22 protein-coding genes and 6 pseudogenes are annotated in these 23,264 nt (G+C 59.8%); 6 read left to right on the top strand and 22 right to left on the bottom strand.

Annotated elements, in window-relative coordinates:
* Positions 1-75 precede the first annotated feature (75 nt).
* Positions 76-678, top strand: a complete 603-nt coding sequence (locus ACSQ3Z_RS32015) for a hypothetical protein (RefSeq protein WP_436175221.1) — start codon at positions 76-78, stop codon at positions 676-678.
* 56 nt (positions 679-734) lie between these two features.
* Positions 735-1,193 carry a hypothetical protein gene (locus ACSQ3Z_RS32010; RefSeq protein WP_111542650.1) on the top strand — a complete coding sequence of 153 codons (459 nt, stop codon included), beginning with the start codon at positions 735-737 and terminating at the stop codon, positions 1,191-1,193.
* 599 nt (positions 1,194-1,792) lie between these two features.
* On the opposite strand, the gene ACSQ3Z_RS32005 is transcribed toward ACSQ3Z_RS32010, so the two are convergent.
* On the bottom strand, positions 1,793-2,752 hold the full coding sequence (locus tag ACSQ3Z_RS32005; protein WP_436175220.1) for an aminotransferase class IV: 960 nt from the start codon (positions 2,750-2,752) through the stop codon (positions 1,793-1,795).
* Positions 2,753-2,978: 226 nt separating this feature from the next.
* Positions 2,979-3,434 (bottom strand): Lrp/AsnC family transcriptional regulator, encoded by a 456-nt coding sequence (locus tag ACSQ3Z_RS32000; RefSeq protein ID WP_199201326.1) that lies wholly within the window; start codon positions 3,432-3,434, stop codon positions 2,979-2,981.
* A gap of 451 nt (positions 3,435-3,885) precedes the next feature.
* On the opposite strand from ACSQ3Z_RS32000, the gene ACSQ3Z_RS31995 reads away from it, so the two are divergent.
* Positions 3,886-4,104 (top strand): hypothetical protein, encoded by a 219-nt coding sequence (locus tag ACSQ3Z_RS31995; RefSeq protein WP_244748511.1) that lies wholly within the window; start codon positions 3,886-3,888, stop codon positions 4,102-4,104.
* A gap of 1,064 nt (positions 4,105-5,168) precedes the next feature.
* Complete coding sequence (locus tag ACSQ3Z_RS31990; protein WP_006329252.1) at positions 5,169-6,356, top strand: Fic family protein; 1,188 nt, start codon at positions 5,169-5,171, stop codon at positions 6,354-6,356.
* A 297-nt stretch (positions 6,357-6,653) separates the two neighbouring features.
* Here the strand turns inward: ACSQ3Z_RS31990 and ACSQ3Z_RS31985 are convergent, their stop codons facing one another.
* The 13 genes and pseudogenes from ACSQ3Z_RS31985 to ccoN form a co-directional block, all read right to left on the bottom strand.
* Complete coding sequence (locus ACSQ3Z_RS31985) at positions 6,654-6,923, bottom strand: type IV toxin-antitoxin system AbiEi family antitoxin domain-containing protein (RefSeq protein ID WP_244748507.1); 270 nt, start codon at positions 6,921-6,923, stop codon at positions 6,654-6,656.
* A 43-nt stretch (positions 6,924-6,966) separates the two neighbouring features.
* Positions 6,967-7,566 (bottom strand): annotated as a pseudogene (locus ACSQ3Z_RS31980) (MBL fold metallo-hydrolase); the annotation flags it as partial.
* A 4-nt stretch (positions 7,567-7,570) separates the two neighbouring features.
* Positions 7,571-7,753 (bottom strand): annotated as a pseudogene (locus ACSQ3Z_RS31975) (fumarylacetoacetate hydrolase family protein); the annotation flags it as partial.
* The gene (locus tag ACSQ3Z_RS31970) at positions 7,714-7,926 is read right to left on the bottom strand and encodes a hypothetical protein (RefSeq protein WP_199201601.1); all 213 of its coding nucleotides are present in this window, start codon (positions 7,924-7,926) and stop codon (positions 7,714-7,716) included. The pseudogene ACSQ3Z_RS31975 and the gene ACSQ3Z_RS31970, both read right to left, overlap by 40 nt.
* 291 nt (positions 7,927-8,217) lie before the next feature.
* A pseudogene (locus ACSQ3Z_RS31965) lies at positions 8,218-8,482 on the bottom strand (alpha-hydroxy-acid oxidizing protein); the annotation flags it as partial.
* A 20-nt stretch (positions 8,483-8,502) separates the two neighbouring features.
* A complete protein-coding gene (gene ccoS / locus ACSQ3Z_RS31960; protein WP_136622694.1) occupies positions 8,503-8,658 on the bottom strand; it encodes a cbb3-type cytochrome oxidase assembly protein CcoS in 156 nt (51 codons plus the stop codon).
* Positions 8,655-10,955 (bottom strand): cation-translocating P-type ATPase, encoded by a 2,301-nt coding sequence (locus tag ACSQ3Z_RS31955; RefSeq protein WP_436175219.1) that lies wholly within the window; start codon positions 10,953-10,955, stop codon positions 8,655-8,657. The genes ccoS and ACSQ3Z_RS31955 overlap by 4 nt, the downstream gene beginning before the upstream one ends.
* Entirely contained in the window at positions 10,952-11,449 is a 498-nt protein-coding gene (locus ACSQ3Z_RS31950) for a FixH family protein (RefSeq protein WP_069091264.1), read from the bottom strand. The genes ACSQ3Z_RS31955 and ACSQ3Z_RS31950 overlap by 4 nt, the downstream gene beginning before the upstream one ends.
* Positions 11,446-13,011, bottom strand: a complete 1,566-nt coding sequence (ccoG, locus tag ACSQ3Z_RS31945) for a cytochrome c oxidase accessory protein CcoG (protein ID WP_436175218.1) — start codon at positions 13,009-13,011, stop codon at positions 11,446-11,448. The genes ACSQ3Z_RS31950 and ccoG overlap by 4 nt, the downstream gene beginning before the upstream one ends.
* Before the next feature lie 203 nt (positions 13,012-13,214).
* Positions 13,215-14,078 carry a cytochrome-c oxidase, cbb3-type subunit III gene (ccoP, locus tag ACSQ3Z_RS31940; protein WP_019856557.1) on the bottom strand — a complete coding sequence of 288 codons (864 nt, stop codon included), beginning with the start codon at positions 14,076-14,078 and terminating at the stop codon, positions 13,215-13,217.
* A gap of 2 nt (positions 14,079-14,080) precedes the next feature.
* Positions 14,081-14,230 carry a CcoQ/FixQ family Cbb3-type cytochrome c oxidase assembly chaperone gene (locus ACSQ3Z_RS31935; RefSeq protein ID WP_027033462.1) on the bottom strand — a complete coding sequence of 50 codons (150 nt, stop codon included), beginning with the start codon at positions 14,228-14,230 and terminating at the stop codon, positions 14,081-14,083.
* Positions 14,231-14,240: 10 nt separating this feature from the next.
* Entirely contained in the window at positions 14,241-14,972 is a 732-nt protein-coding gene (gene ccoO / locus ACSQ3Z_RS31930) for a cytochrome-c oxidase, cbb3-type subunit II (RefSeq protein WP_027033461.1), read from the bottom strand.
* 11 nt (positions 14,973-14,983) lie between these two features.
* The gene (gene ccoN, locus ACSQ3Z_RS31925) at positions 14,984-16,594 is read right to left on the bottom strand and encodes a cytochrome-c oxidase, cbb3-type subunit I (protein ID WP_199201320.1); all 1,611 of its coding nucleotides are present in this window, start codon (positions 16,592-16,594) and stop codon (positions 14,984-14,986) included.
* A gap of 150 nt (positions 16,595-16,744) precedes the next feature.
* On the opposite strand from ccoN, the gene ACSQ3Z_RS31920 reads away from it, so the two are divergent.
* Positions 16,745-17,263: a hemerythrin domain-containing protein gene (locus ACSQ3Z_RS31920; protein ID WP_006329234.1), complete on the top strand. Its 519-nt coding sequence runs from the start codon at positions 16,745-16,747 to the stop codon at positions 17,261-17,263.
* 3 nt (positions 17,264-17,266) lie between these two features.
* Here ACSQ3Z_RS31920 and ACSQ3Z_RS31915 read toward each other — a convergent pair whose 3' ends face one another.
* On the bottom strand, positions 17,267-18,022 hold the full coding sequence (locus tag ACSQ3Z_RS31915) for a Crp/Fnr family transcriptional regulator (protein ID WP_136622685.1): 756 nt from the start codon (positions 18,020-18,022) through the stop codon (positions 17,267-17,269).
* Between the two features lie 157 nt (positions 18,023-18,179).
* Between ACSQ3Z_RS31915 and hemN the strand changes: the two genes are divergently transcribed.
* The gene (hemN, locus tag ACSQ3Z_RS31910) at positions 18,180-19,529 is read left to right on the top strand and encodes an oxygen-independent coproporphyrinogen III oxidase (protein WP_436175217.1); all 1,350 of its coding nucleotides are present in this window, start codon (positions 18,180-18,182) and stop codon (positions 19,527-19,529) included.
* A 537-nt stretch (positions 19,530-20,066) separates the two neighbouring features.
* Here the strand turns inward: hemN and ACSQ3Z_RS31905 are convergent.
* The 6 genes and pseudogenes from ACSQ3Z_RS31905 to ACSQ3Z_RS31880 all read right to left on the bottom strand — a co-directional run bounded on the left by ACSQ3Z_RS31905 (position 20,067) and on the right by ACSQ3Z_RS31880 (position 23,217).
* A complete protein-coding gene (locus ACSQ3Z_RS31905) occupies positions 20,067-20,336 on the bottom strand; it encodes a DUF2274 domain-containing protein (RefSeq protein ID WP_436175216.1) in 270 nt (89 codons plus the stop codon).
* 12 nt (positions 20,337-20,348) lie between these two features.
* Positions 20,349-20,842 (bottom strand): annotated as a pseudogene (locus tag ACSQ3Z_RS31900) (TrbI/VirB10 family protein).
* A complete protein-coding gene (locus ACSQ3Z_RS31895) occupies positions 20,727-21,518 on the bottom strand; it encodes a hypothetical protein (protein ID WP_436175457.1) in 792 nt (263 codons plus the stop codon). Before ACSQ3Z_RS31895 ends, ACSQ3Z_RS31900 begins: the two are co-directional and overlap by 116 nt.
* A gap of 11 nt (positions 21,519-21,529) precedes the next feature.
* Positions 21,530-22,539 (bottom strand): annotated as a pseudogene (gene trbG, locus ACSQ3Z_RS31890) (P-type conjugative transfer protein TrbG).
* An 8-nt stretch (positions 22,540-22,547) separates the two neighbouring features.
* Positions 22,548-23,046 (bottom strand): annotated as a pseudogene (locus tag ACSQ3Z_RS31885) (VirB8/TrbF family protein).
* On the bottom strand, positions 23,047-23,217 hold the full coding sequence (locus tag ACSQ3Z_RS31880) for a hypothetical protein (RefSeq protein ID WP_436175215.1): 171 nt from the start codon (positions 23,215-23,217) through the stop codon (positions 23,047-23,049). It lies immediately after the preceding pseudogene.
* Between the last annotated feature and the right edge of the window lie 47 nt (positions 23,218-23,264).

Raw genomic sequence — 23,264 nt, 5'->3', positions numbered from 1 at the left:
CCTGCCTTTTCGACCTGTCCTTTTTCGCGCGGATCATCCATAGTAAACTGTCAAATCTGCAGCGAGGAAAAGGCTATGACCATACTCAAATTCCTACTAGGGGGTGCCGTCGCCATCGCAGGCGCCGCAGCTCTTCCATCCCAATCAAAAGCGTCGGAATGGGGCTGTCAGGTCCTCCTATGTCTTTCCGGCGACTGGCAAGGGACCCCCTCGTGCCACCCACCAATTTACAAGTTGATTGCGGCGATGGAAGCCCCGGGTTTTAATTGGCCGACCTGTCCGCAAGCCAACTCCAGCGCGGCGAGATTTGAGAAGTATGAGGATTGTCCGTCTGGCTGGCAAGCAGTTGGCAGCTCCGAATCCGATCGGCCGGGCTTAGGTCAAGAACGGAACATCTGCCGCATCGCGGCCGATAGGCTCTCCTCGCCCGTTGTTTTCAAAAACAACGCCCTCGGCGGGCATCATGGAGACGGATCACGTCCGGTCCAAATCGAAATCGACGGTAAGGTGGTTGTGGCAACAATCCAAACCGCGGGAAACGATCGAGGGCATTCCCTTGGTAATGGCCCCACCTACTACACCATCGCTCGACCGATGCGCGGAAAGCCCTGGTTCATCGAGTATGATGACGCGAACGGCGTGCGCCAGAAAAGCTGGTTCAATCTCAACATGCCATGAACCAGGCGATCACGCAGGACGAGGTACTATGAGGGTGACAATTCTGGAGGGTTGTAGTGTTCAAGGCGCTTCTTCTGTCAACTGTGATTATGAACACAGGCGCAGTGTTGACGGCGGCAGGTCAGAGCGACAGGCCGCGCTCAAGCGTGGACAATCCTATGTGGCCCGCTTCACTGAAATGGGACTGCAAGACCGCTGCCAAAATCGTGTGTGAGCGTGATGGCAGTTGCTCGGTGGCTGAGGACCACACCGGATTTGTGCTGAACTACGGCAGCAACGAAGCTGAGTTTCCGGCCAGCAATGTCAGGATCAAACGCCACTATCAACAGACCGTGCAGGGGAGCCCTTTGCAGCAGGAAGTTAAAGTTGAACTGGCCGACAATCGCGTTCTTTGGCTGACGGCCGTGGATGCCAGCCGCACTTATTCGCAAGCGTGGGTCGGCGCATTGAGCGAGTTGAAGGGTGGCGCGGTACTGATGGAATCCGAGGGCGTCTATTGTATGCCACACAAGTGAGTGCGCTGAGAGGGGAGTCGAGCGAAGGACGATATGGTTTGACCTGGAACACCTGCCCAGCTGCTCAGAACAGTTCAGGGTCTCCAGTCAAATTTAATCAAAAGGATGATGGCAGCCTTAAACAGCGCCTGTCAATCAATCAACACGTCTAGTAGGCGCGACTTCTAAAAACTGGTTTTTGTCGTTGATGAGCGTCAATAAAGCTTGTTCGAGGCGATTAGTTGCTTTTTAATTGGAAAAAGATATTTGCCGTTATTTGCAAAAGTCGCATAATCTATCTTATGGAACTTAGAGGCAGTTCCAAATCTGTTGCAGTTTGGCGTCTGTCTGGTCGACGCATTCGCTGCCTTTTTTCCGGAAGGAAACTGCTTCCACAATGCCATTGATAGCGTTGAATTAGGTGTTTGTGGGCCGCGAAGCGGAGCTCCTCAATAGAGGAGCGTAGCGGCCCGTCACCCGCTCGGATTTGTACAGGCCCCCCGCCTTCAGGCCGGCCAGTTCGTTCGAGAGATGGGAAATGAAAGCGTCGGTCATCGGCAGACTCAAGGCAGCACAGCCCTCCCGCACTGGGGAGGAACGCTCGACAATATATCGCCGTACTATGCGTAATTTACCGCGGTCGACCATGCCGGATCGGCATGCTTCTCCCAATACAGGTCGGTCAGCTGGCGTGTTAGAGCGCCAACCTTGCCGTTGCCTAGAACCGTCTCGTCAATCTTGGACACCGGCATGATCCCGCCCGCTGTAGACGTGATGAAAACCTCATCGGCGCCCTTCAATTCGTCGCGATCAATGTCGCCGGCGCTGACGGAGAGGCCCAATTCATCGCATAGGTCGAATACGGTCTGCCGGGTAATGCCGGCAAGAACGCCATAAGCCGGGGTCTTCAAGCGGCCGTCCTTGACGGTGAAAACGTTGAAGCCAGGCCCTTCGGCAATGTTGTCATTGATGTCGACGATCAATGCCGTTTCGGCACCGTAGTCGTACGCGTCGAACAGTCCTTTCACCAGATCGAGCCAGTGATAGTTCTTGATGGTCGGATCGATCGACTTGGGCGGGATCCGAACGGTGTTGCTGATTGCGACATGCAGGCCGCGCTCCAGCTGCTCCTTGCTGGCAACCGACCCGAAAGGCACCGCGAATGCGATGAACCTGTTCTCCGACTGGCGTGGGTCACGGCTAAAGGTGGGCGAGCCACCTCGCGTGCAGACCATTTCCACATACGCCGACTTGTGCCCGGATAGCGCCACGCAGGTAGACAGGATTTTCTCGATCTCACTACGGTCGTAGGGAACCTTCATGCGGAGCTTTTCCATCCCGCGGAAGAACCGGTCCAGGTGCAGGTCCAGCCTGAAGAACCTTCCGTCCCATAGATGAACGGTATCGTAGGTGGCATCGGAATGCAAAAAACCCCAGTCCAGGACGGACACTTTGGCTTCGGACATCGGCAGGTACTGACCATCCATGAAGGCTATGCCATGAGGATAATGTCGTAGATCCCGGTGCCGTTGCTCTATGGCTGGGAGAGCCGTTGCAGGTTCGGCTGCAGCAATTGTCATTCCCTAGTTCTCCAATCTTGCAATCCCGCACAAGCGGTCACGAATCGCCGCCGCGAAACTGCCCCAGCGGCTCCGAAACGGCAGCACACCGCGCGTGCCCGCCTTTGGGTACGGCCGCCGATACAATTAAATCGCAGACTTCGATGGATTGATTGCGATCAAAGTGGCGCCTCCGCCGCAATGAACGCTTCAAAAACGGGATCGAAGTGAGGGAAACGTTAAAGGGCTACACTAGCACCCGTGGCTCAAACTTCACCCGATCTAGGGCAATCATGCTCTTGAATTTGCGGACATTGGGATTTGTGTAGAGTTTGGTCTTTACAAAAACGTCGAAGGCCTCGACGTCCTCCACCGCTACAATAAGAACGAAGTCGGCATCGCCTGTGACCATATAGCATTGAGTGACTTCTTTTGCCGCCCTCATAGCCCGCTTGAAGTCGTCAACAAGGTCTAAACGCTCACGATCGAGTTCCACTGTCACGACCACGGTCAGCGACTTCCCGAGCGCCTTGGCGTCGACTAAGGAGATATCAGCGGTGATGATTCCGTCTGCGCGGAGCTTATTGACACGGCGCATGCATGAAGCGGCAGACGAACCCACGAGGTCCGCAAGCTCGGAGAACGACAGCCTGTTGTTCCTTTGAAGGGCGCCGAGTATCCGCCGGTCAAGATCATCTATCATACCAAAACCCTAGATGCGAAACCCCGATGTGGCGTTATCGATTCGAAACGGCCGTTGCAAGATCGGACGCTCAATGAAATGCTAGCTCAATCCTAGGGTGCTATCATTGCAATCCTCGCGGAAACGCGGCCATTTCTTTTCACTGCAAATTTTGCCCAAACTATTCCAAACGCTTGCGGCAAATTTCTGCACATGATGCCAACCACTTGGCCCTGCGACGGACGTAAGACGTCGATGAATGGATTCAGTAGCACTCAGTCGAAGAGTTTTATCACCTGGCCGACGAAGTCACAGTCTGGCGCAGGCATCTTCATCAAAACCCAGAGCTGGATTTCGCTGTGCATGAAACGGCTCGGTTCGTTGTGGACAAACTAGCGTCCTTTGGAATGTCAGGAAAACCATTGTTTCGAGGATCTGTGGAACACCATCGAGACCGGATGGCCGGAAAACGGTGCGGGCGCTCGCGGCACGCCGCCTGTCGGCCGCCATCTCCTTCAACGTGCTCGGCATGCAAACGATCTTGCGCGCGCGTGTTCCGGCGACGCGCGATCGGCACGCGCTGATGATCGAGGCCAAAATTCGCTGCGAGCACAAGATCGGCGAAGAACTCGGCGTCCTTCCTCCGCCGCTCGAGCGCCGTGCCGATAGGCGTCAACCCTGCTGGCAATGAAAGGTGAGTTCAAGGATTTCGGCGACCTCTGTTTCCGCCTCGGCTTCGAGGTGCTCCACAACAGGACAAGCACGCCTTTCCTCACATCGGACAATCCGGTCTGCAGCTACGATCCGCGTCAGCTCGGCCCTTTTGCTCAGCCTCGCTAACGCGACCCGATTGCCTACGGAGATTGCCGAAGGCTATCGGGTGTTTCTGCGCGATCCCGCCAATCGCGCTTTGCTCAGGTTGCTGGAGGCAGAGACCGGAGATCAAGCCTGGTGGTCCGACGCAACGGAGCTACGCCAGCCGGCATCCAACGCCGGTGAATATATTGCCGGCGAGCCGTCGCATGTCTGACGCTTCGCAGAATTGGTGACTGAACTGCCCACGCTGCCTAGCTGTATCGCGTGAGCAGAAGACAGAGGTTGTATAGCGTGAATCTGCCGAACTTGCGAAAACGCGCTTGCCCAGAGCCTGTTCGAGCGCTGCGCGGAGCCGCTACCGAAATTCCATAATCCGTTCATCGGCGCGCCTATGACTGGCAGACGTTGCTTACAGGCGTATTTGCTCTTGTCGGCGCGTACTTATTGTGGGTTCAAATCCAGCGTCAAAGACGCCAGTTGCGATTTGAGAGCGAATGGATCGCGCTCAAACGCAAACGTGAGAACCTGGCGGCCCGCATCGGGTTTCCACACGCGCTCGCAGAGCTCAGCAGATATTGGGCTGCCTCGTTCGAGTCCTCGCGCAGCCTGGTCGCAGCGTCGCGTGCCTCCCAATCTCTGGAGAATCATTTGGAGTCGCCTATATTTTCCTGGTCGTATATCCTAGTCAGCGCGACCGGCGAAGTTCGGCCAAGCGATCGGCCAAATCGACCTACCGATCGCAAATTTGTACATGCTATCAATGCGCTAAGCATAGCGAATATCGGCCATCATCGGCATCGGCATTGGCGTCGTCGATCAACCGTCTCGGTGAAGCTGAGGTAGCGCTAAACATCGGCCAAATGATCGGCCAGTTATGGGCGCTCAGCTAAAATTTCTGTTGACATATACGTACTTAGCGCGATCTAACATCGGCCAATTATGGAAGAGACCGTACAGCGCATCGAGCCGGCGCGCCTGGAAGACGTTGCGGAGCCTATCTCCGACGCGCTGGCTGAGCTGTCAGCAAGCTCGGCGGTTCTCGGCGCCAAGCTGCATCCGCGCACGGCCGCGAACCTGGCGGATCTCGTGCGCATCATGAACACCTATTACAGCAACCTGATCGAGGGCCACAACACGCGCCCCCGCGACATCGAACGCGCCCTCGCCGGCGAATTCGACAAAGACCAGGAACGACGCAACCTGCAGGTGGAAGCCGCGGCCCATGTTCGACTGCAGGGGGAAATCGATCGCCTGGCCGCAGAGGGTCAGCTCCCAGAACCGGCTTCGCTTGATTTTTTGCGCTGGCTGCATGCGGAATTCTACCGTGACGCCGATGAGGCGATGTTGCGCATTCGCGGCGCAGACAGAGAATTCTTGATGGTTCCGGGTCGGTGGCGATCACAGCCCGAACATGATGTCACTGTCGGCCGCCACCAGCCGCCGTCAAGCGATCGCGTCGAAGCGTTCATGGAGCATTTCGCTAGCCGGTACCGCTTCCAACGTACGGGCAAAGCGGCTAGGATATTGGCGATTCCGGCCGCGCATCATCGGTTCAATTACATTCATCCCTTCCCTGACGGCAATGGACGCGTCAGCCGCTTGATGAGTCACGCCATGGCCCATGAGGCAGGAATTGCCGCGCACGGGCTGTGGTCGATTTCCCGAGGCCTGGCGCGGGGTCTGGAAAGCCGCGGCGACTATAAACGCATGATGGATCACGCCGACATGCCACGCCAAGGCGATCGCGACGGCCGCGGTAATCTTTCTATGCGGGCGCTGGCGGATTTTACCTTATGGTTTCTACGCGTATGCATCGATCAGGTCAGTTTCATGTCCAGCCTGTTCGATTTGAACCAACTTGCCCGGCGTCTGCAGCGGTTCGTTCAACGCTACGACCTGAAGCCAGAAGCTTTCCGGCTGCTCGAGGAGGCGCTTCTGCGCGGCGAGTTCGATCGCGGTGAGGCCTCACGTATCGCTGGCTTGCCGGAACGTACGGCCCGCCGCGTGTTTACCGAGGTGCTCGAGCTTGGCCTGCTTGCGTCCGATACCCCGAAAGGACCGGTATCGCTACGCTTCCCGGTCGACACGTTGGACGAACTGTTTCCTAAGCTATTTCCGGAAACTTAGCGTTGCATAACTGCGCCTATAGTGTTGCCGATGCCCTTGTCACTCCAGCGAGTCCAGCCGCGGCTCGGGCGCTCGGTGAGTTCGTGGTCCGCAAGCTTAAACCTCCGTTCGATTGGGCGCAGGATGGATAGATATTGGGAACCGAAACAATCCGCAGAAATATTTTGGTACCTATGTTGGTTAGCGCTGCCGCTGCGCAAATCACAACTATTTGGAAACAAAGCGAAATCTTCTCGGATCGGATTCCGCCTCTGAGGGCGAAACACGTCTCCGCCGCAACGAGCGGCAAGACACGCGTTAGGAGCCGGACTTGATTGTAGTAAGGGCTGGCCGCGCCCACATCTCCTCCGGGACCGTTATGCGGTATTTTGTATCGAGTCTGCCGCCTCCGACCAGCACTCTGTTGCCCCTGCCAAGGCCAAGCTCGTCGAGCGCTTCGGGTTTGGGGAGCTTCTTCAGCCATGCGTAGGAATGGCGCTCGGCCATCCAATAGAACAGTCTGCATAATTTGACGCTCGTGCATTTGCGCAAGAGTTGCTCCATGCGCCTTGGCGAGAGCGTCGTCATACCCTGTAGAAGCTGGTCGGCATGCTCGAAGGAGATGGCGCCACCAGTCGGCGAAATGGCCGTCGCCGCAATAGCAGGCCGAATGGTACTCGACGATGTCGCCGGTGAACATGACGTTGGCGTCGGGCACGAAGGCGACGATGTCGCCTGCCGTATGCGCGCGACCAAGGAATTCAAGGTCCACCCGCCGTTTGCCCATATAGAGCGTTAACCGGTCGTTGAAGGTCAGCGTTGGCCAGGTCAGGCCGGGGATCGACTCGTGGCCCTGGAAGAGGCGCGGAAACCGGCCGAACTCGGAGTTCCAGTCCTCAGGCCCGCGCTCGGCGACCATGGCGCGCGCCTTCTCCGACATGATCGTCTGCTGCGCGCCATAGGCCGAAGCGCCGAGAACCCGCACAGCGTGATAGTGCGTCAGCACGACATAGTTGATCGGCTTGTCGGTGAGGGTCCTGACCTTCTCGATCACCTTGCCGGCCAGCCGCGGCGTGGCCTGGGCGTCGATCACCATCACCGATTTGTCGCCGATGATGACACCAGTGTTCGGGTCGCCCTCGGCGGTGAAGGCCCACAGGTCGCGGCCGATCTCGGTGAAGGAGATCTTTTTCTCTGCCACATCTCCGACAGATGCGAATTGCTTGGCCATGGTCTCAGGCTTCCTTGTTGTGTTGCGTCACCGTCTGCTCAATCGCGCCGAAGATCGAGTCGCCGGCCTTGTCTCTCATCTCGATGCGGACCGTGTCGCCGAATCGCATGAAAGGTGCCTTTGCCGCACCCTGCTCGATAGTCTCGATCATGCGGATCTCGGCAATGCAGGAATAGCGGACGCCGCCTTAACAGACAGGTTTGCCCGCCCATCGCCGAGCTTGTTCTTCTGGGCGGCGGCGGCTCGATCCTTGCCGCGCCGCTCCTGCTTTACGTCGTCGGCGTTTCCATCCTCCATATCGCCATCGGCACCAGCGCACTTGCCGTTTCGGCCAACGCGATTTCCAACTTCGCCGGCCATGCTACTGCTAGACCGCCGTGGTCGTGCGGGTCCTTTACGGTCCTTGCAACCGGCATGCCAACAGAGGTTTTGCGGACCTTCCTTGAAAGACGGGAAAACATGGGCACGGCCCCGCCCACGTCGGTTTTCGAACAAACGTGTCTTAGCCGCACACGGCTGAACTGTAAGACAGTCGTCGAATAGGTGAGAATAGACGAACCGTCTGCTCTACAGATCACGCCTGAGTACATGAGGCCGTCTAATTACCCTGTTAGCCGAGGCGCCCGCCGCCACGTGCGGGCGATGCCGGCATCAACCGGCGGGCAGATGCGCCGAGGGCAACAAGCGCGCCTGAAGCCAGATCAGCCGAGCCGGTGCAGAAGCAGGCGACGGCCAACTGGCGGATGACGATCTCGAAATGCGCGACAACCGCCTCGGTGGACACCGTCGCCGCGCGCGGCACGCCGGCCGCCTGCCCGGCGATGTCCGCGCCCAGGCGGATGGCCTTGGCCACATCGACGCCGTCGCGGATCCCGCCCGACGCGATCAGCTTCACAGTTGGCAGTGCCCGACGTAACCGTCTGCACGCGGCTTGAATCAGCGTTCCGGCCGCTCGTTCCGGTCAATGAGGATACGCTCGGCCGCTCCGTCGAGATCCTCGTATTGACCAGACCTCAAGGCCCACAGGAAGCCAGACAGTCCAAGCCCGCCCGCCAACAGAGCAACAGGTATGAGATAAACCAGGATTGTCATGAGGGTTGCGCCAATGTGCCAGTGTGGGGGCGCCTGTCTGGCGGAGCAGTTCTCCTTGGCTCGTCTGGCACAAAACTTTGCAGCCTCGATGCATTGCCAATGACAAGCAGTGATGAGGCCGACATCGCGATCGCGGCGATCAACGGCGTGACATGCCCCAGAATGGCGATCGGCACGGCAACAGCGTTGTAGATGATCGCGATGGCTATGTTCTGGCGGATCAGCCGCCCTGCCTTCCGCGAGACGTCCAGCGCAAGGGGTACTGCCGAAAGGCTTTCACGCAGGAACACGAAATCGGCGGCGTTGCGGCCGATATCGGCGGCGGTGGCTGGAGCGATCGAGACGTGCGCCGCGCCCAGCGCTGGCGTGTCGTTGAGCCCGTCGCCCACCATCAGGACCTTGTGGCCGGCCTTGGTCAGCACTTCGATCCGCTCAGCCTTCTCGGACGGCAGCAGCGCCGAAACAAAACGGCCGATGCCCAATATTCTTGCGACATCGCCACAAGCGTCCGGGGTATCGCCCGACAGCATTTCGACCGACACGCCGGCATCCTTCAATTGTCCGACCGCCGCCTTGGCGTCGGCGCGCGTAGCGTCCTCGAACGTGAAGGAGGCGACGATCCTCCCATTCTTCGAAAGCACCGTCCCGCCATAGCCGCCATACTTGCCTTCGCCACCGGTCCGGGCTTTCCATCCGGCCCAGCCGCGCCGGCCAAGACGCCAGGTGCTGTCCGCGGTCGTGGCTTCGATGCCGAGACCCGGGTGCTCGCTGACGGCTTCCAGCTTCGGCTGGCCGGCAAAACCCGCGAATGCGGCGATGGCCTTCGAGAACGGGTGACGGGAGTGCGCCGCCATGTCGGCTGCGATCGCCAGCATCGCCAGCATCGCCGGATCGATGGTCGACGCGTTGACCAGCCTGGGCTGTCCGAGCGTCAGTGTGCCGGTCTTGTCGAACACCGCCGTATCAATCGCGGCCAGGCGTTCCATGGCCGAACCGTCCTTGACCATGATGCCGTTTTCGAACAGGCGCCGCGCCGCCACCACCTGCACGATCGGCACGGCGAGGCCGAGCGCGCACGGGCATGTGATGATGAGAACGGCGATCGCGATCGTCACTGCCCGGTGCCAGTCGCCGGTTACCGCCATCCAGCCAAGGAACGTCACGAAGGCGGTGAGATGGACCACCGGCGCATAGAGCGCCGAGACACGGTCGGCGATCCGCCGATAGTGCGCACGACCACCTTCGGCGGCTTCCATCAGCCGGACCATTTCCGCCAGGAAGGAGTCCTTTGCCGCAGCGGTCGCTTCGATGGTCAGGGGGCCGGTAAGGTTGAGCGTGCCGGCCTGAACCTGTTGCCCGGACGTCACGGTTTTTGGTGTGCTCTCGCCAGAAACCAGCGAGCAGTCGAGATCCGACGCGCCCCGAATGATCCGGCCGTCGACAGGGACCCTTTCGCCTGCGGCGACCAGAAGGTGCATGCCCGGTTCGATCTCGCCAACCGGCAGGTAGTCGCGCGCGCCATCGCCGCGCAGCACCATGGCGCCACGTGCGGCCAACTGGGACAGGCCTTTCACGGCGGTCCGTGCCCGTTCGCGCATGACGTGATCCAGGGTGCGGCCGATCAACAGGAAAAACAGCAACGAAACCGAGGCGTCGAAATAGGCGTGATCGCCATGATTGATCGTCTCGTAGAGGCTCATGGCATAAGCGAGCGACACCCCAACCGCGATCGGCACGTCCATGTTCATGCGGCCGTGGCGCAGTGCATTCCAGGCCGAGCGGAAGAAGATGCCGCCGGCAAAGGTGAGCGCCGGGATGGCGATCAATGCAGAGACCCAGTGAAACAGGCCGCGGGTAGCACCTTCGGCGCCGGACCAGACCGAGACCGAAAGCAGCATGATGTTGCCCGCGGCAAAGCCGGCAACGGCGACGGCGCGGATCAGTTCCGAGAGCGTCTTGTCCTTGCCGGCAGCCTCTGGATCGAACAGGTGCGCGTCATAGCCCAGCCGTCCAAGCGCGGCGACGAATGATGGAACCTCCTCGCCGCGCCACCGGACCGACACCCGTTTCGTCGACAAGTTGACACGCGCGTCTTCGACATTGTCGAGCTTTGCCAGCGCCGTCTCGATCGCCTGGATGCAGGCTGCGCAATGAACCGTCGGTACTGAAAGGTCGGTCTGGCGAAGACCATCGCCAACCAAGCGGCTCGCCAACCTGATCTCCTGGCCAGATGGCAGGACCGATGTGGTACCGGTCAGATCCATTGCCTGTTCCGCGCCGGGTGCACAGCAGCTCATTGCAGCGCTCCTTGCGAAATCATGATCCTGCGGACGTCGCGATAGGGTTGCGCCAGGCCGGCATCGGCGTCGACTTCGACGATCCAGACGCCGTCCTTCGGCATGTGCCGCGCCGCGAATTCCTCGCCGGAGGCGAGGGCGAGCGTAACGGACTTGTCCTCTTTCTCGTATGCGGGATGGCGAAACAGCACCTTGACGCCATGCAAGGGGACCGGCTTGCCGGTGGTATCGCTCAAGCTGTAGCGGACCTCACCCCGAGCGATCGTCAGTTTGCCGGTCCAGCCGAGTGCCGCCTGCGCGCGCCCTTCCTCGGCCTTTTTGTTGAATTGCTGGCTGGCCACATAGGTGTTCTCGACGACAAGGCCGGTCCAGCTCGTGCTGGCGAGTGTCGCCATCGTGAGATTGACCGCGATGATCACGCCGAAAAAGCCGAGAATGGTGAGCAGCATGTGCCTGCCGGTGAACTCACGCGTCTTTTGCGTATTGGTGCTCATCTGGCGATCTCCGGGGCGTTGAAGGTGGCGGTGTATTCGTCCGATTCGAAGCTCGCTCTGTCCTCGACGCGGAACTTGAAGGTTTGTGCAGCGTGCCGAACCTCACCCGCTGGCTGGCGCACGAAGACCTTCAGCATGTTCAGCCGGTCGGGTTCGACCGCGATGGCGAAGAAGCGAGCTGCCGGCAGATCACTGCCGACGACGCTCATTTCGGCTCCCTGCAAGCCCTGCATCGTGACGACGATCGTCCTTGGCTCGGGGATCATGTTAAGCAGCTTGACGGTGTAACCGTTGCGGATCGAGCCGTCGGACAGGGTCACGAATTGCGGATTGCGGTCGTGCAGGACGTTGATCTCGAGTCGGTCGCGCGTCAGCAGCGAATAGATCAAGGCAAGCCCGACCGCCGTCCACGCGCCCATGTAGAAGAAGGTCCTCGGCCGGAAGATCTTGCGAATATGGAAATGCGCCAACCTGGCGGAGAATGTGCTGTCGGCCGTTCTGACGAGTGAAGGTTTCACGGGACCGGAGCCGCCTGCGGTCGCCACCGCCATGTTGGCGTTGTAGTCGGACAGCGTCGCATAGGAGATCAGCCCGCGCTCCTTGCCGAGCTTGTTCATGACGCCGTCGCAGGCATCAAGGCACAGCGCGCAAGTGATGCATTCGAGTTGCTGGCCGTCGCGAATGTCGATCCCCATCGGGCAGACTGCGACACAGGCATTGCAGTCGACGCAGTCACCGACCGGCTGCCCCGCAGCCTGGACCTTCTTGGCGTGCCGCGAACGAGGTTCGCCACGCCAGTCATTGTAGGTCACAGTGAGCGAATTCTCGTCGAGCATGGCAGCCTGGATGCGCGGCCACGGGCACATGTAGGTGCAGACTTGCTCGCGCATCAGCCCGCCGAACGTGTAGGTGGTCGCCGTCAGCACCGCGATGGTGACGTAGGCGACCGAAGCGGCGGTGCCGTTGAATACGTCGCCGATCAGCGTCGGCGCATCGGCGAAATAGAGGATCCAGGCGCCGCCGGTAGCTGCCGCTATGACCAGCCAGATGGCGTGTTTCGACACACGCAGCACCAGTTTGCGCGCGGTCCATCGGCCGGCGTCGAGCTTCATGCGAGCGTTGCGATCGCCTTCGATCGCCCGCTCGACAACTAGGAAAAGATCGACCCATACCGTCTGCGGGCAGGTATAGCCGCACCAGGCGCGGCCGACGGTGGACGTGATCAGGAAGAGGCCGATGCCGGCCATCATCAGAAGGCCGGCGACATAGTAGAATTCCTGCGGCCATATCTCGATGAAGAAGACGTAGAAACGGCGGTTGGCAAGATCGATCAGCACGGCCTGATCAGGAGCAAACGGACCTCGATCCCAGCGCAACCAGGGCATCAGATAATAGATGCCCAGCGTGATCGCCATCACCAGCCATTTGAAGCGGCGAAAGCTGCCCGAGGCGCGTTTAGGGAAGATTTTCTTGCGCGGAGCATAGAGCGGCTGTCGTGTCTTGGCGGAGTTGACCGCTTTTGCCTCGAGCCGCTCCATCTGCGTTTTATCCAGCACGTGCATCTCCACTCGCGCGCGGCCTATGACATCGTTGTGCGACGGACTTGTCTGCTTCGACAGACGTCCGGTCTGCAGTGAGCCCGCTTCGCCGTGTGGGCCGCGCCGCCTTGCTGCAGGTCAATCGCCGCATGCCGGAATGGTGTCGGGGCCCGACTCGTGCCGGGCCCCGTCGCTTGGCGGGGAGGGCCGAGAATAGGCTTCCGTTCCTATTCTCCGCCGCCAAGCGAATGGACATAAACCGCAAGTTCCTTAACCTTGGTCTCGCCGAGACGCCCGATCCAGGCCGGCATGACACCGTGCTTCGGCGCGCGGACTTGGACGGCGATGGCTGTCTCGCCGGGTGCGTAGAGCCAGATCGCATCGGTCAGATTGGGCGCGCCGAGCTCTTTGTTGCCTTTCGCATTATCGCCATGACAGGCGACGCAGTTTTCCGCGAATACCTTGGCGCCGGGCTCGATAAGACTTGCATCCTGGACCTTGCCCGAGAGGCTGGCGACATAGGCGCCGACCTGTGCGATCTGTTCGGGCGTGATGATGTCACCGAAGGGGGGCATTTCCGACTGCCGAGTATCCGGGTCGGATGCGAAACGGATGCCGTGCGCGATCGTTTGCTGGATCTGCTCGGTCGTGCCGCCCCACAGCCAGTCATCGTCGTTCAGGTTTGGAAAGCCCTTCGACCCTTGGGCGCCCGAGCCGTGGCATTGCACGCAATTGACCTTGAAGGTAGCTCCGCCGGCCGCTACCGCGAATTCACGCAGCGCGTCGTCGGCTGCAATCTCGGATACGGTCTTCTGCTGGATGGCCGCGACATATTTGCCCTTGGCGGCTTCGGCAGCCGCCAGCTCAATCTTGACAGCGTTGCGGCTGGAATAGCCAAGCACACCCTTGGTCGCGGAAGACAGCATCGGCCAAGCCGGATACGCAATTGTATAAGCCACCGCCCAAGCGACGGTGATGTAGAAGGTTATCACCCACCATCGGGGCAATGGGTTGTTGAGCTCCCTTATCCCGTCCCATTCATGACCGGTCGTTGAGATGCCCGAGACTTCGTCGATATGCTCGCTGCTCATGATCAGTCGTCCTTGAGTGGAATCTGGGCGGCTTGATCGGCCTGTGTTTTGCCGCCGGGACGCAAGGCAAAGGCAATGCAGCCGACGAAGAAGAGCGCCATGGCAAGCAGACCCCAGCTGTCCGCGAATTCCCGCATCAAATTATAGCTCATTGCGTCCCCCTCAGCGGTAGCCGGCTGCATCGTCATAGGTCTTGAAATCGACCAGTGTTCCCAGCATTTGCAGATAGGCGACGAGGGCATCCATCTCGGTCACCTGCTGCGGATTGCCGTCCAGATCACCGACTTTGGCTTTCGGATAGCGTTTCTCGACGCCGGAGGCATCGGCATTCGGGTCGGCCTGGACCATCAGATCGGCATTGGCGTGCGCGATCATCTCATCGGAGTACGGGACGCCAACACGCGCGTTCGCAACCAGATGCGTCGAGAAGTCCTTCACCTCGATCGGCGCGTCCTTCAGGAAGGCATAGCGAGGCATGATAGATTCCGGCACCACCGAACGTGGATCCATAAGGTGCTGAACGTGCCATTCGTTGGAATAGCGGTTGCCGACTCGAGCAAGGTCAGGGCCGGTGCGCTTCGAGCCCCACTGGAAGGGGTGGTCGTACATGGACTCGGCGGCCAGGCTGTAGTGGCCGTAGCGCTCGACCTCGTCCCGGAAAGGCCTGATCATCTGGCTGTGGCAGAGGTAGCAGCCCTCGCGCACATAGATGTTGCGTCCGGCGAGTTCCAGTGGCGAGTAGGGCCGCATGCCTTCGACTTTCTCGATCGTGTTGTCGAGATAGAAAAGCGGCGCAATCTCGACGATGCCGCCGACGGTCACGACAAGAAGAGAGCCAACGAGAAGAAGCGTGGCGTTCTTCTCGATGATCGCGTGTTTGTCCATCAAGCCCATTGTCTGGCTCCCTATTCGGCAGGCCGGAGGGCGGGCTCGGAACCTGGCATTGGTTGCTCTTCGCGCTGGTGGCCAAGAATGGTCATGGTCACGTTCCAGGCCATGAGCAGGGCGCCGGTGAGGTACATCGCACCGCCGATGGCACGCATGACGTAGAAGGGATGCATGGCGGCGACGGTTTCGGCGAAGGAGTAGACGAGGAAACCCTGCTCGTCGTACTCGCGCCACATCAGGCCCTGCATGATGCCGGAAACCCACATCACCGCGGCGTAGACGACGATTCCGAGCGTCGCCAGCCAGAAGTGCCAGGTGACGAGCCGCAGCGAATAGAGACGTTCACGGTTCCACAGTTTCGGCACCATGTAGTAGATTGCGCCGAACGAGATCATGCCAACCCAGCCGAGCGCGCCGGAATGGACATGGCCGATGGTCCAGTCCGTGTAGTGCGACAGCGAATTGACCGTTCTGATCGACATAATCGGACCTTCGAAGGTCGACATGCCGTAGAAGGCGACTGCCATCACCATCATGCGGATGATCGGATCGGTGCGCAGCTTGTCCCAGGCGCCAGACAGCGTCATCAGGCCATTGATCATACCGCCCCATGACGGCATCCACAGCATGATCGAGAACGCCATGCCGAGCGTCTGCGCCCAGTCGGGTAAGGCGGTGTAATGCAGGTGATGCGGGCCGGCCCAGATGTAGAGAAAGATGATCGCCCAGAAGTGGACGATCGACAGGCGGTAGGAATAGACCGGCCGGTTCGCCTGCTTTGGCACGAAATAATACATCATGCCGAGGAACCCGGCGGTGAGGAAGAAACCGACGGCGTTGTGGCCATACCACCATTGCGTCAAGGCGTCCTGGACGCCGGAGAAGGCGGAGTAGCTCTTCGAGCCGAGGAAGGAGGCCGGCATCGACAGATTGTTGACCACATGCAGCATCGCGATTGTCACGATGAAGGACAGGTAGAACCAGTTGGCGACGTAGATATGCGGTTCCTTGCGCTTCAGGATCGTGCCGAGGAACAGGATGAGATAGGCGACCCAGACGATGGTCAGCCAGAGATCCACATACCATTCGGGTTCGGCGTATTCGCGGGCTTCGGTGATGCCGAGCAGGTAGCCGGTCGCGGCCATGACGATGAACAGCTGGTAACCCCAGAACACAAACCAGGCCAGTTTGCCGCCAAACAGCCGGGCGCGGCACGTGCGCTGCACGACATAGAGAGACGTGCAAAGCAAAGCGTTGCCGCCGAAGGCGAAGACGACGCCGGATGTGTGCAGCGGCCGCAAACGGCCGAAATTGAACCAGGGTTGGATATTGAGGTGAGGGTATGCCAGCTGCAGGGCAATGATCACACCGACGAGCATGCCGACGACGCCCCAGAATACCGTTGCAATGGCTCCGTAGCGGATCGGGCCATCCATGTAGGCGGAGGTGTCGATCGGAGCCGCCGGCTTGAAATCTGTGTTGCGCAGCAGGATCGCGGTAAAGCCAGCCACGGCGAAGAACAAAACCCCCATATGCTGGCGAAAAGGTCCTTCTACGCCGAAGCCGGCAGCCACCAGGGCCGCAAAAGCAAACAGGCTTAGAACGACGATCTCCGTGCCGAATTTCATGACATGTCCCCGACCAGGATTCCAATGCGCGGACGCCAAATCCGCGGTGCATTAATTCCGTAGTTGCCGCCTGCTCGCCCTGATCCATGTCAGAGCCGCACGATTTTGCTTCGGGCAGCATCGAGTTCGGGGCAATCAGAAGGTGGCGATTTGAACAAGGAAACGCAGCACGGGCCAACCCGCTCATGGACAAGTGCGGCTTTCTCGCGCCAGGCCGGCACAGAGGCGATTCCGGGCGAGGTCATGAAGCTTGCCCATCGGGAAAAGCTGGAGCTCTGCTTCTCGCTGGAAAGCATTGCCGATGCACTGCCGAACGTCGACCGCCTCAAATGTCTTGGAACGGCCAAGAAGATCGTTCCGCTGCTCCGTGACATTCATGGGTTTGAGGAGAGGGTGATTTTCCCTGCGTATGAGGCGCACTTGACTCCGGCCGAGGCCAAACTTGCCTCTACCAGCCGGTTGCGCATCGAGCACCTTGAGGATCAATGCTTCGCTGGCGAGGTGGCCGAAACGCTCCTAGCGATCGGTCATGGTGATCCGATAGAGAGCGCGGAAGCTGTCGGATTCATGCTACGCGGCTTCTTCGAAGGCTTGCGGCGACACATCGCTTTCGAACGCGAGCATGTCCTGCCGCGGATCGTAATAAGCGACGAAGGCCCCGACGCTTAGGTCTCATTCAAAGGCCGGTTGCCGCGCGCCTCGGCCGCCGCAGCGCTGCTCCAGCCGGCTCATGCTGTCGACCGTTACATGGCGTTTGTTCTCGATCCGGATCACGCCGTCAGCCCGCAATCGCGTAAGCTGGCGGCTCACGGTCTCGTTCGTCAGTCCAAGGAAATCAGAGATGTCGGCACGTGTCAGCGGCAGATCGAAGCATGCCGACCCAGCCGCCGGGTCGATACTGGAATCCATATTCCGGGCGATCATGAGGAGAAAGCTCGCCACCTTCTCCGGTGCGGTCTTGCGCCCGAGAGTCACCATCCATTCAAGTGCCTCGTCGAGTTCGTCCAGCGTCTGCTTGAGCAGGCGATGCTCGAGTCCCGGTGATTCCTTCATTATCCGTTCAACGGCCGCCTTCGGAAACGAGCACAGCGAGACGGAGGTTGCCGCTTCCACATTGATCGTGCTTTTCACCTTGAAGGGCCGTCCCAGAAAATCCGGTGCGAACCGAAGACCGACAATCTGCTGGCGGCCGTCCGAAAGGCACTTCGTCAGCTTCACAACGCCTGAAAGCAAGTTTGAATAGCTGTCGACGGCCTCGGCGTCGGCGATCAGTTCGACCCCCGGCTCGAGCTTGTGCCGCGACGAAGTTTTGGCGAGCCCAACCAAATGGTTTGGATCGAGCGCACCGCAGACGCCGCGATGTCGTGCTGCGCAAGACAGGCAAAGAACGGGAATGCCGGAACTGTGAATGTCTTGCCGTACTGTCATTACGCTCGCGCTACCGATCCCAAGTTTCGGCAGGATAGCAAGCGATGGCAGAGAAATCCTTGCGGCAGTTTGTCCGTGCTGGAGGCTGACCGAAATCAGGGCTTTGGCTCTTCGACGCGTCCAGACTTCCGGCGAGGCAAAAACGGCGGACCACCAAATGAGACCGGAATTAGCTGCCAGGCTTGGCGAGAACGTCCCGCGTTATACCAGTTACCCGACCGCGCCGCATTTCCATCCTGGCGTCGACGCTGATGTCTATCGAAGCTGGTTGAAGGCGCTCGAAAGCGGTGACGAGGTCTCGCTCTACCTGCACATCCCTTATTGCGACCGGCTGTGCTGGTTCTGTGCGTGCCATACAAAGCAGACCCGCCGCTACGAGCCGGTGGCTTCGTATCTCCGCTCGCTTCACGCGGAGATCGCGACTGTCGCCGGTCTTGTCGGCGGCAAGGCCCATGTCCGCGCCGTGCATTTCGGCGGCGGCTCGCCGACCATGCTGAAGCCCGAGGATATGATAGCCTTGGGAACTGTCCTGCGGGATAGCTTCGATTTTCTTGCCGATGCGAAGATCAGCGTCGAAATCGAACCCAACGACATGGACGAAGCCCGCCTTGATACACTTGCCGAGATCGGCATGGCGCGGGCAAGCCTCGGCGTTCAGGATTTCGATCCGAAGGTGCAGAAGGCGATCAACCGCGAGCAGAGCTTTTTGCAGACCAAGGCGGTTGTCGACGGCATTCGCTCTCGCGGCGTAGGGTCCGTGAACCTCGATTTGCTTTACGGCCTGCCGCATCAGACCAGGGAGAGCGTCTGTTCCACCGTGGCGCAGGCGCTGACTCTGGAGCCGGACCGGATGGCGCTGTTCGGCTACGCGCATGTGCCCTGGTTCAAGAAGCATCAGACTATGATCGACGAGGCATGGTTGCCGGGTCCGGCCGAACGGTTCGCTCAGTGGCAAATTGCCGCCCGTCTGATCATGGGCGCCGGATACGAGGCGATTGGAATAGACCATTTCGCCAAGCCGGATGATGCGCTTGCAGTCTCGGCTCGCGCGGGAACAATCCGCCGCAATTTCCAGGGCTACACCGAGGATCGCTGCGAAACACTGATCGGGCTCGGGCCGTCATCGATCAGCCGGTTTCGACAGGGCTATTCGCAGAACATGCCGTCGACAGCCGAATATGGACGCATGGTCGAGGGGGGACATCTGGCCACGGTCCGCGGCATCGCGTTTTCCGAAGATGACCGTGTTCGCGGCTGGATCATCGAGCGCTTGATGTGCGATTTCGGCTTTTCAGCAGCCGAACTGGTGGAACGCTTCGGGGAAGCCGGACAAAAGCTTCTTTTCCAAGCAAGCTCCATCGCCATTGGCGACCCTGCTCGACCGCTTGAACTCCAAGGTGACAGTTACGTCGTATCGGCGGAAAGTCGTCCCTTTGTAAGGAGCATTGCAGCGAAGTTCGACAAATATTTCGAAAGTGGAACGGCCAGGCACTCAGTGGCAGTCTGAGTGCCACAGACGAACGTCACCGTCTTCAGTCGATCGCGAACCTCCTCAAAATCGCCGAAACCAGCAGCTAACAATTCGATAGTGCATATGGCGCCACTTTACGATGCTGTGACGACGCGGGTATTTCCCAAAGGGGGTCGCATGGCAGAGGGCTGGGACCCGCTGGAACCCTGCAGGCAGGGCTCCACTTCGTATCCGCCCAAGCAGGTTGGATTGTTCGGCCCAGTCTTTCACTGAATGTCAGCGACGCACCCCATTGCGGCTTCCGCTACTCAGCGCTGCGGCTCTTGAATGCCCCTTTGAGATGAGCTCATTCTGAGTAACAACCGCACGGCGTTCCCACGTGTCTGAAACCATGCATCAGTGCGGCTAGCACGCCCTGCGCCTGTTCGCGGTTTCCGGGCCGCCCAGGCACTTACTTGACCTCCAGCTGCTCGAAGTTCGCGCATAGGCCTTACATGACGGATCGGTAGGCCGCGACCGCCGGGAAATTAGGCACCCGGGCGGCTGCGCCAATTGACCAACTTTATGCTTCGATTACTCGGACTCTGAACCTGACACGCGTCGCGATTTCTCTGACATGCCGGCGGCAGGCAAGCTTTCCTTTCTGGCCTTGGCAAACGCTCTGTCACCTTCCAGAAACCCTGCCAGCATGAAAGGTATGAGTTCCGCTACCGTTTCAGACTCGCCATAGGTCTGGCGGTAAAGCGCCGCATAGTCCTTGAGTGTTTGGTTCAGGTCCGCGCTAACGGTGATGGTCATCTTCGAAGGTGTCCGGTCTGGAATTCCAAGTTTCAGATCTGCCATGATTACTCCTGTTCAAGTCGGGTATGGGCGCAGCACAAGATCCTTGTGTACAATCACGCGTAGGGGCCAACCGGGGCGGACGATAATGGTGGGTTGAATATTCAGGTTCTTTTCGGTGATGCGCTGGCCGGCTTGACTGATGTTTTGCTGAGTGGATTCCCAGCTCGCCTTAACTAGGTCGCTTTCGTTTTCCCCAAAGCTCAACTCGGTACCACCGCCCAGTAGCGTCGCTAGAGCAACTCCCTTGATCAGCTGCCAAGTGTGAAAATCGACCTTGTCCTCAAGCCCGGCAGCGCTGGCAGATTGTCGATTTCGATCGAGGAACCGTCGGGCAGGATTATTCGCTGCCAGACCAGCAATGCGCGCCTCTGCCCAAAAGCCACGACGCTGTCATAAGTGCCGATGAGGCGTGAGCCTTGCGGAACGTGCACATTCTCGGTGACCTGTGCGACGACAAGGCCAGGCAAGTCGGAATTTATGCCGGTGACGAGACTGGCCGCAATCATGCTGCCGGCCATGTTGGTAGGGTGAGGCCGGCGTCGGCAGCGCGTGCTGATTGTAGGTCCCGCTTGTGTTCCGCTGACTGATAAAATCGAGCTTGCGCTGTTGGTTGTTCTGGTCACCCTCGGCTGGGGCAACGGAAGCTGACGCGCGCGTCGCTCCGGATTGCGGAAGCGCCTCAGACGGCTGCTGCGCACTCGGCCCGCCGCCGGCGACATCTGTCTGTCTGGGTCGATTGTCGATCCGGAATAAGACTTGCGACTCGCGCGCCTCAATTGCTTGCTGGGCAAGGCGCTGCTCCTCGGCGGAGATATCCTGCCCTGGCGCGATGCCGAGCTGACGTTGGCGTTCAAGGATGGGGCGACCGAGGTCGCCGGGCAGTGGCGGTCCGAGCACAGGGACCTTCGGCATGATCCCGGTATAGTCCTTGGGAAGCGCTTCTAGTCCCTCGGCGGGTGGCTTGCGCTCGGTGTTATAGCGGTCCTCTGCCTGGTGCTTGATACGCCATGCCGGTCCTTGAAGCGCCATCATCGTGACGCCCAGAATGGCACCCGATCCGACTGCAGCGATGGCGACGATCACACCGCGCCTGAATCGGACAGCGCGGCGGGGCGAGGCTCGCAATTGCAGCTGCTCGGGATCGAGTTTCGGCGGCGCATCGGATCGGGAAGTATCGGTCATGAGCGCTCCCCTCACCTGCTGGTCCGCGCAAAGAGCGGAATCCGCCGCGGCGGTTGCCGGCCGTCAGTCCTGGTGATGCGCACCACTTGCTGCTGTTTAGCGCCGAGGCGCAGTTCGGCGGCAGCAAAGAGGCGATCGACGATGTAATAGTTGCCGCGCATACGGAAGTTGACGAGCTGGTCATTGTCATCAGCGCCGACGATGAAGAGAGGAGGCGCTTCACCCTGATCAATGCGACGGGGGAATTCGATATAGACCTTGCTGCCATCGTCGAAAGCGCGCATCGGCCTCCAGGGTGGTGTGTCGCCGGTGATTGAATACCGGAAGCGGATATTCTCGAGCGCCACATTCGAAGCTACCGGCATGGCACCCTCGGCTTGAGCGTTGCGCTGGCGTAGCGCGATGATCTGGTCCTCGCTATAGGTCCAAGAGATCGCCGCCATTGAGGTTTTCTCGGTGCTTTGAAGCTGCAAATGGTAGGTGCGTCGATCTGTGGTGATCACCAGATTGGTGGTAAGCCCCGGCGCGAAGGGTTTTACCAGCACATGGTGCGCTGATTGTCACCGGTGCCGCTGACGGTATCGCCGATCACCCAACGCACCGTGTCGCCGGCCGACAGGCTGTTAGCTTCTCGCCCGGCTGGAGTGCGATATCGGTGACGCGCTCCGGTGCGGCGTAGAGCTGATAGAGCGCGCCATCGGCGAATGGATAAACCTGAACCGCATTCATGTACCCATACCTGGTAGGTTGCTGCGTCGCTGCTTTATTGGCATCGGAGACCCGTTCTTCAGGAGAGCGCTTGTCTTCGGCCACCCTGCCCGGATTGGGCTGTAACTGACCGGGTAGCGGCAGCGGCTTTGGCACCTCGACTATCTTGACCGGCTTCTCCGGCGGCTTCTCGATTGCGGCTGGTTTGAAATCGGCAGCATCATAGGAAATCTCAGGCGGCGGTACCGGCTTCGACGCGCAGGCGGAGAGTTGTAGAGGCCGACAGGATCAGCACGGCACGGACCGACGACATTCTATTCTTCATTGGTGGACTCCTTTTGGGGAAACGGACGTCGGCGCAGCACTGTCGAGCTCGCGCGACCAATCGATGGCGTTGATGAAGACGCCGAGCGGGTTGTTGCGCAGTTGGTCAGTATTGCTTGGCGGGCGGATCACGATGGTGAGGATCGCGGTCCAGCGCGTCGTGCTGGCAAGGCTGCAGCGCTCAAAAACCTGCCCATTTGACCTGGAACGAGCTGTCGGAAGCCCTGACCACGCTGGTCACTTGCACCGACACGCTGCGTGTGCCGATCTGACCGAAAGGATCGTTCGCCTTGGCGTACTCGTTGAGAAAGAGCGCCGCGCGGTCGGTGGCGAACCCGGCCGCCAAGGTCAGACAGCCAAGAGCCATGAACCGCCAGTTGCGGGCCTGCACTCGAGATGAGCCTATGCGCTCGTCCCAGAGCTGCGCGGCCTTCTCATACGGCGTGACCGGCTCGGGCGTCTTGCCATAACCTTGAATGGGTCGCTTGAATAGCATTTAGTCGTCCTTGTCGTTGAGAGAGGGATTGGCGCTGCCTCCCGGCCTGTCGCCTTCACGGACGGCCTGCATGGCGGCGTGACTGTGGGCACGGGCTGTCTGTTCGGAACGCAGGCGCCTGGCCCAGCCGGGCGCGGCATCAGCGACCGGACCAGTATGGCTTCCGGTCATGGATGCGGTCGGCGCACCACCGGTCGCGGTCCAGGCAGCTTCGCGCC

This window comes from Mesorhizobium sp. LjNodule214, from assembly GCF_964252735.1.
In the GTDB taxonomy this organism is placed as follows: domain Bacteria; phylum Pseudomonadota; class Alphaproteobacteria; order Rhizobiales; family Rhizobiaceae; genus Mesorhizobium.
The sequence above is the reverse complement of the archived record's forward strand: the minus strand, read 5'-3'. Positions and strand labels throughout refer to the sequence as shown.

Coding starts and splice junctions, on each gene's coding strand:
- ACSQ3Z_RS32015 (WP_436175221.1), top strand. CDS start 76: ATGACCATACTCAAATTCCTACTAGGGGGTGCCGTCGCCATCGCAGGC.
- ACSQ3Z_RS32005 (WP_436175220.1), bottom strand. CDS start 2,752: ATGACAATTGCTGCAGCCGAACCTGCAACGGCTCTCCCAGCCATAGAG.
- ACSQ3Z_RS32000 (WP_199201326.1), bottom strand. CDS start 3,434: ATGATAGATGATCTTGACCGGCGGATACTCGGCGCCCTTCAAAGGAAC.
- ACSQ3Z_RS31990 (WP_006329252.1), top strand. CDS start 5,169: ATGGAAGAGACCGTACAGCGCATCGAGCCGGCGCGCCTGGAAGACGTT.
- ACSQ3Z_RS31985 (WP_244748507.1), bottom strand. CDS start 6,923: ATGACGACGCTCTCGCCAAGGCGCATGGAGCAACTCTTGCGCAAATGC.
- ACSQ3Z_RS31970 (WP_199201601.1), bottom strand. CDS start 7,926: ATGGCCGGCGAAGTTGGAAATCGCGTTGGCCGAAACGGCAAGTGCGCT.
- ccoS (WP_136622694.1), bottom strand. CDS start 8,658: ATGACAATCCTGGTTTATCTCATACCTGTTGCTCTGTTGGCGGGCGGG.
- ACSQ3Z_RS31955 (WP_436175219.1), bottom strand. CDS start 10,955: ATGAGCTGCTGTGCACCCGGCGCGGAACAGGCAATGGATCTGACCGGT.
- ACSQ3Z_RS31950 (WP_069091264.1), bottom strand. CDS start 11,449: ATGAGCACCAATACGCAAAAGACGCGTGAGTTCACCGGCAGGCACATG.
- ccoG (WP_436175218.1), bottom strand. CDS start 13,011: ATGCACGTGCTGGATAAAACGCAGATGGAGCGGCTCGAGGCAAAAGCG.
- ccoP (WP_019856557.1), bottom strand. CDS start 14,078: ATGAGCAGCGAGCATATCGACGAAGTCTCGGGCATCTCAACGACCGGT.
- ACSQ3Z_RS31935 (WP_027033462.1), bottom strand. CDS start 14,230: ATGAGCTATAATTTGATGCGGGAATTCGCGGACAGCTGGGGTCTGCTT.
- ccoO (WP_027033461.1), bottom strand. CDS start 14,972: ATGGGCTTGATGGACAAACACGCGATCATCGAGAAGAACGCCACGCTT.
- ccoN (WP_199201320.1), bottom strand. CDS start 16,594: ATGAAATTCGGCACGGAGATCGTCGTTCTAAGCCTGTTTGCTTTTGCG.
- ACSQ3Z_RS31915 (WP_136622685.1), bottom strand. CDS start 18,022: ATGACAGTACGGCAAGACATTCACAGTTCCGGCATTCCCGTTCTTTGC.
- hemN (WP_436175217.1), top strand. CDS start 18,180: ATGAGACCGGAATTAGCTGCCAGGCTTGGCGAGAACGTCCCGCGTTAT.
- ACSQ3Z_RS31905 (WP_436175216.1), bottom strand. CDS start 20,336: ATGGCAGATCTGAAACTTGGAATTCCAGACCGGACACCTTCGAAGATG.
- ACSQ3Z_RS31895 (WP_436175457.1), bottom strand. CDS start 21,518: ATGACCGATACTTCCCGATCCGATGCGCCGCCGAAACTCGATCCCGAG.
- ACSQ3Z_RS31880 (WP_436175215.1), bottom strand. CDS start 23,217: ATGACCGGAAGCCATACTGGTCCGGTCGCTGATGCCGCGCCCGGCTGG.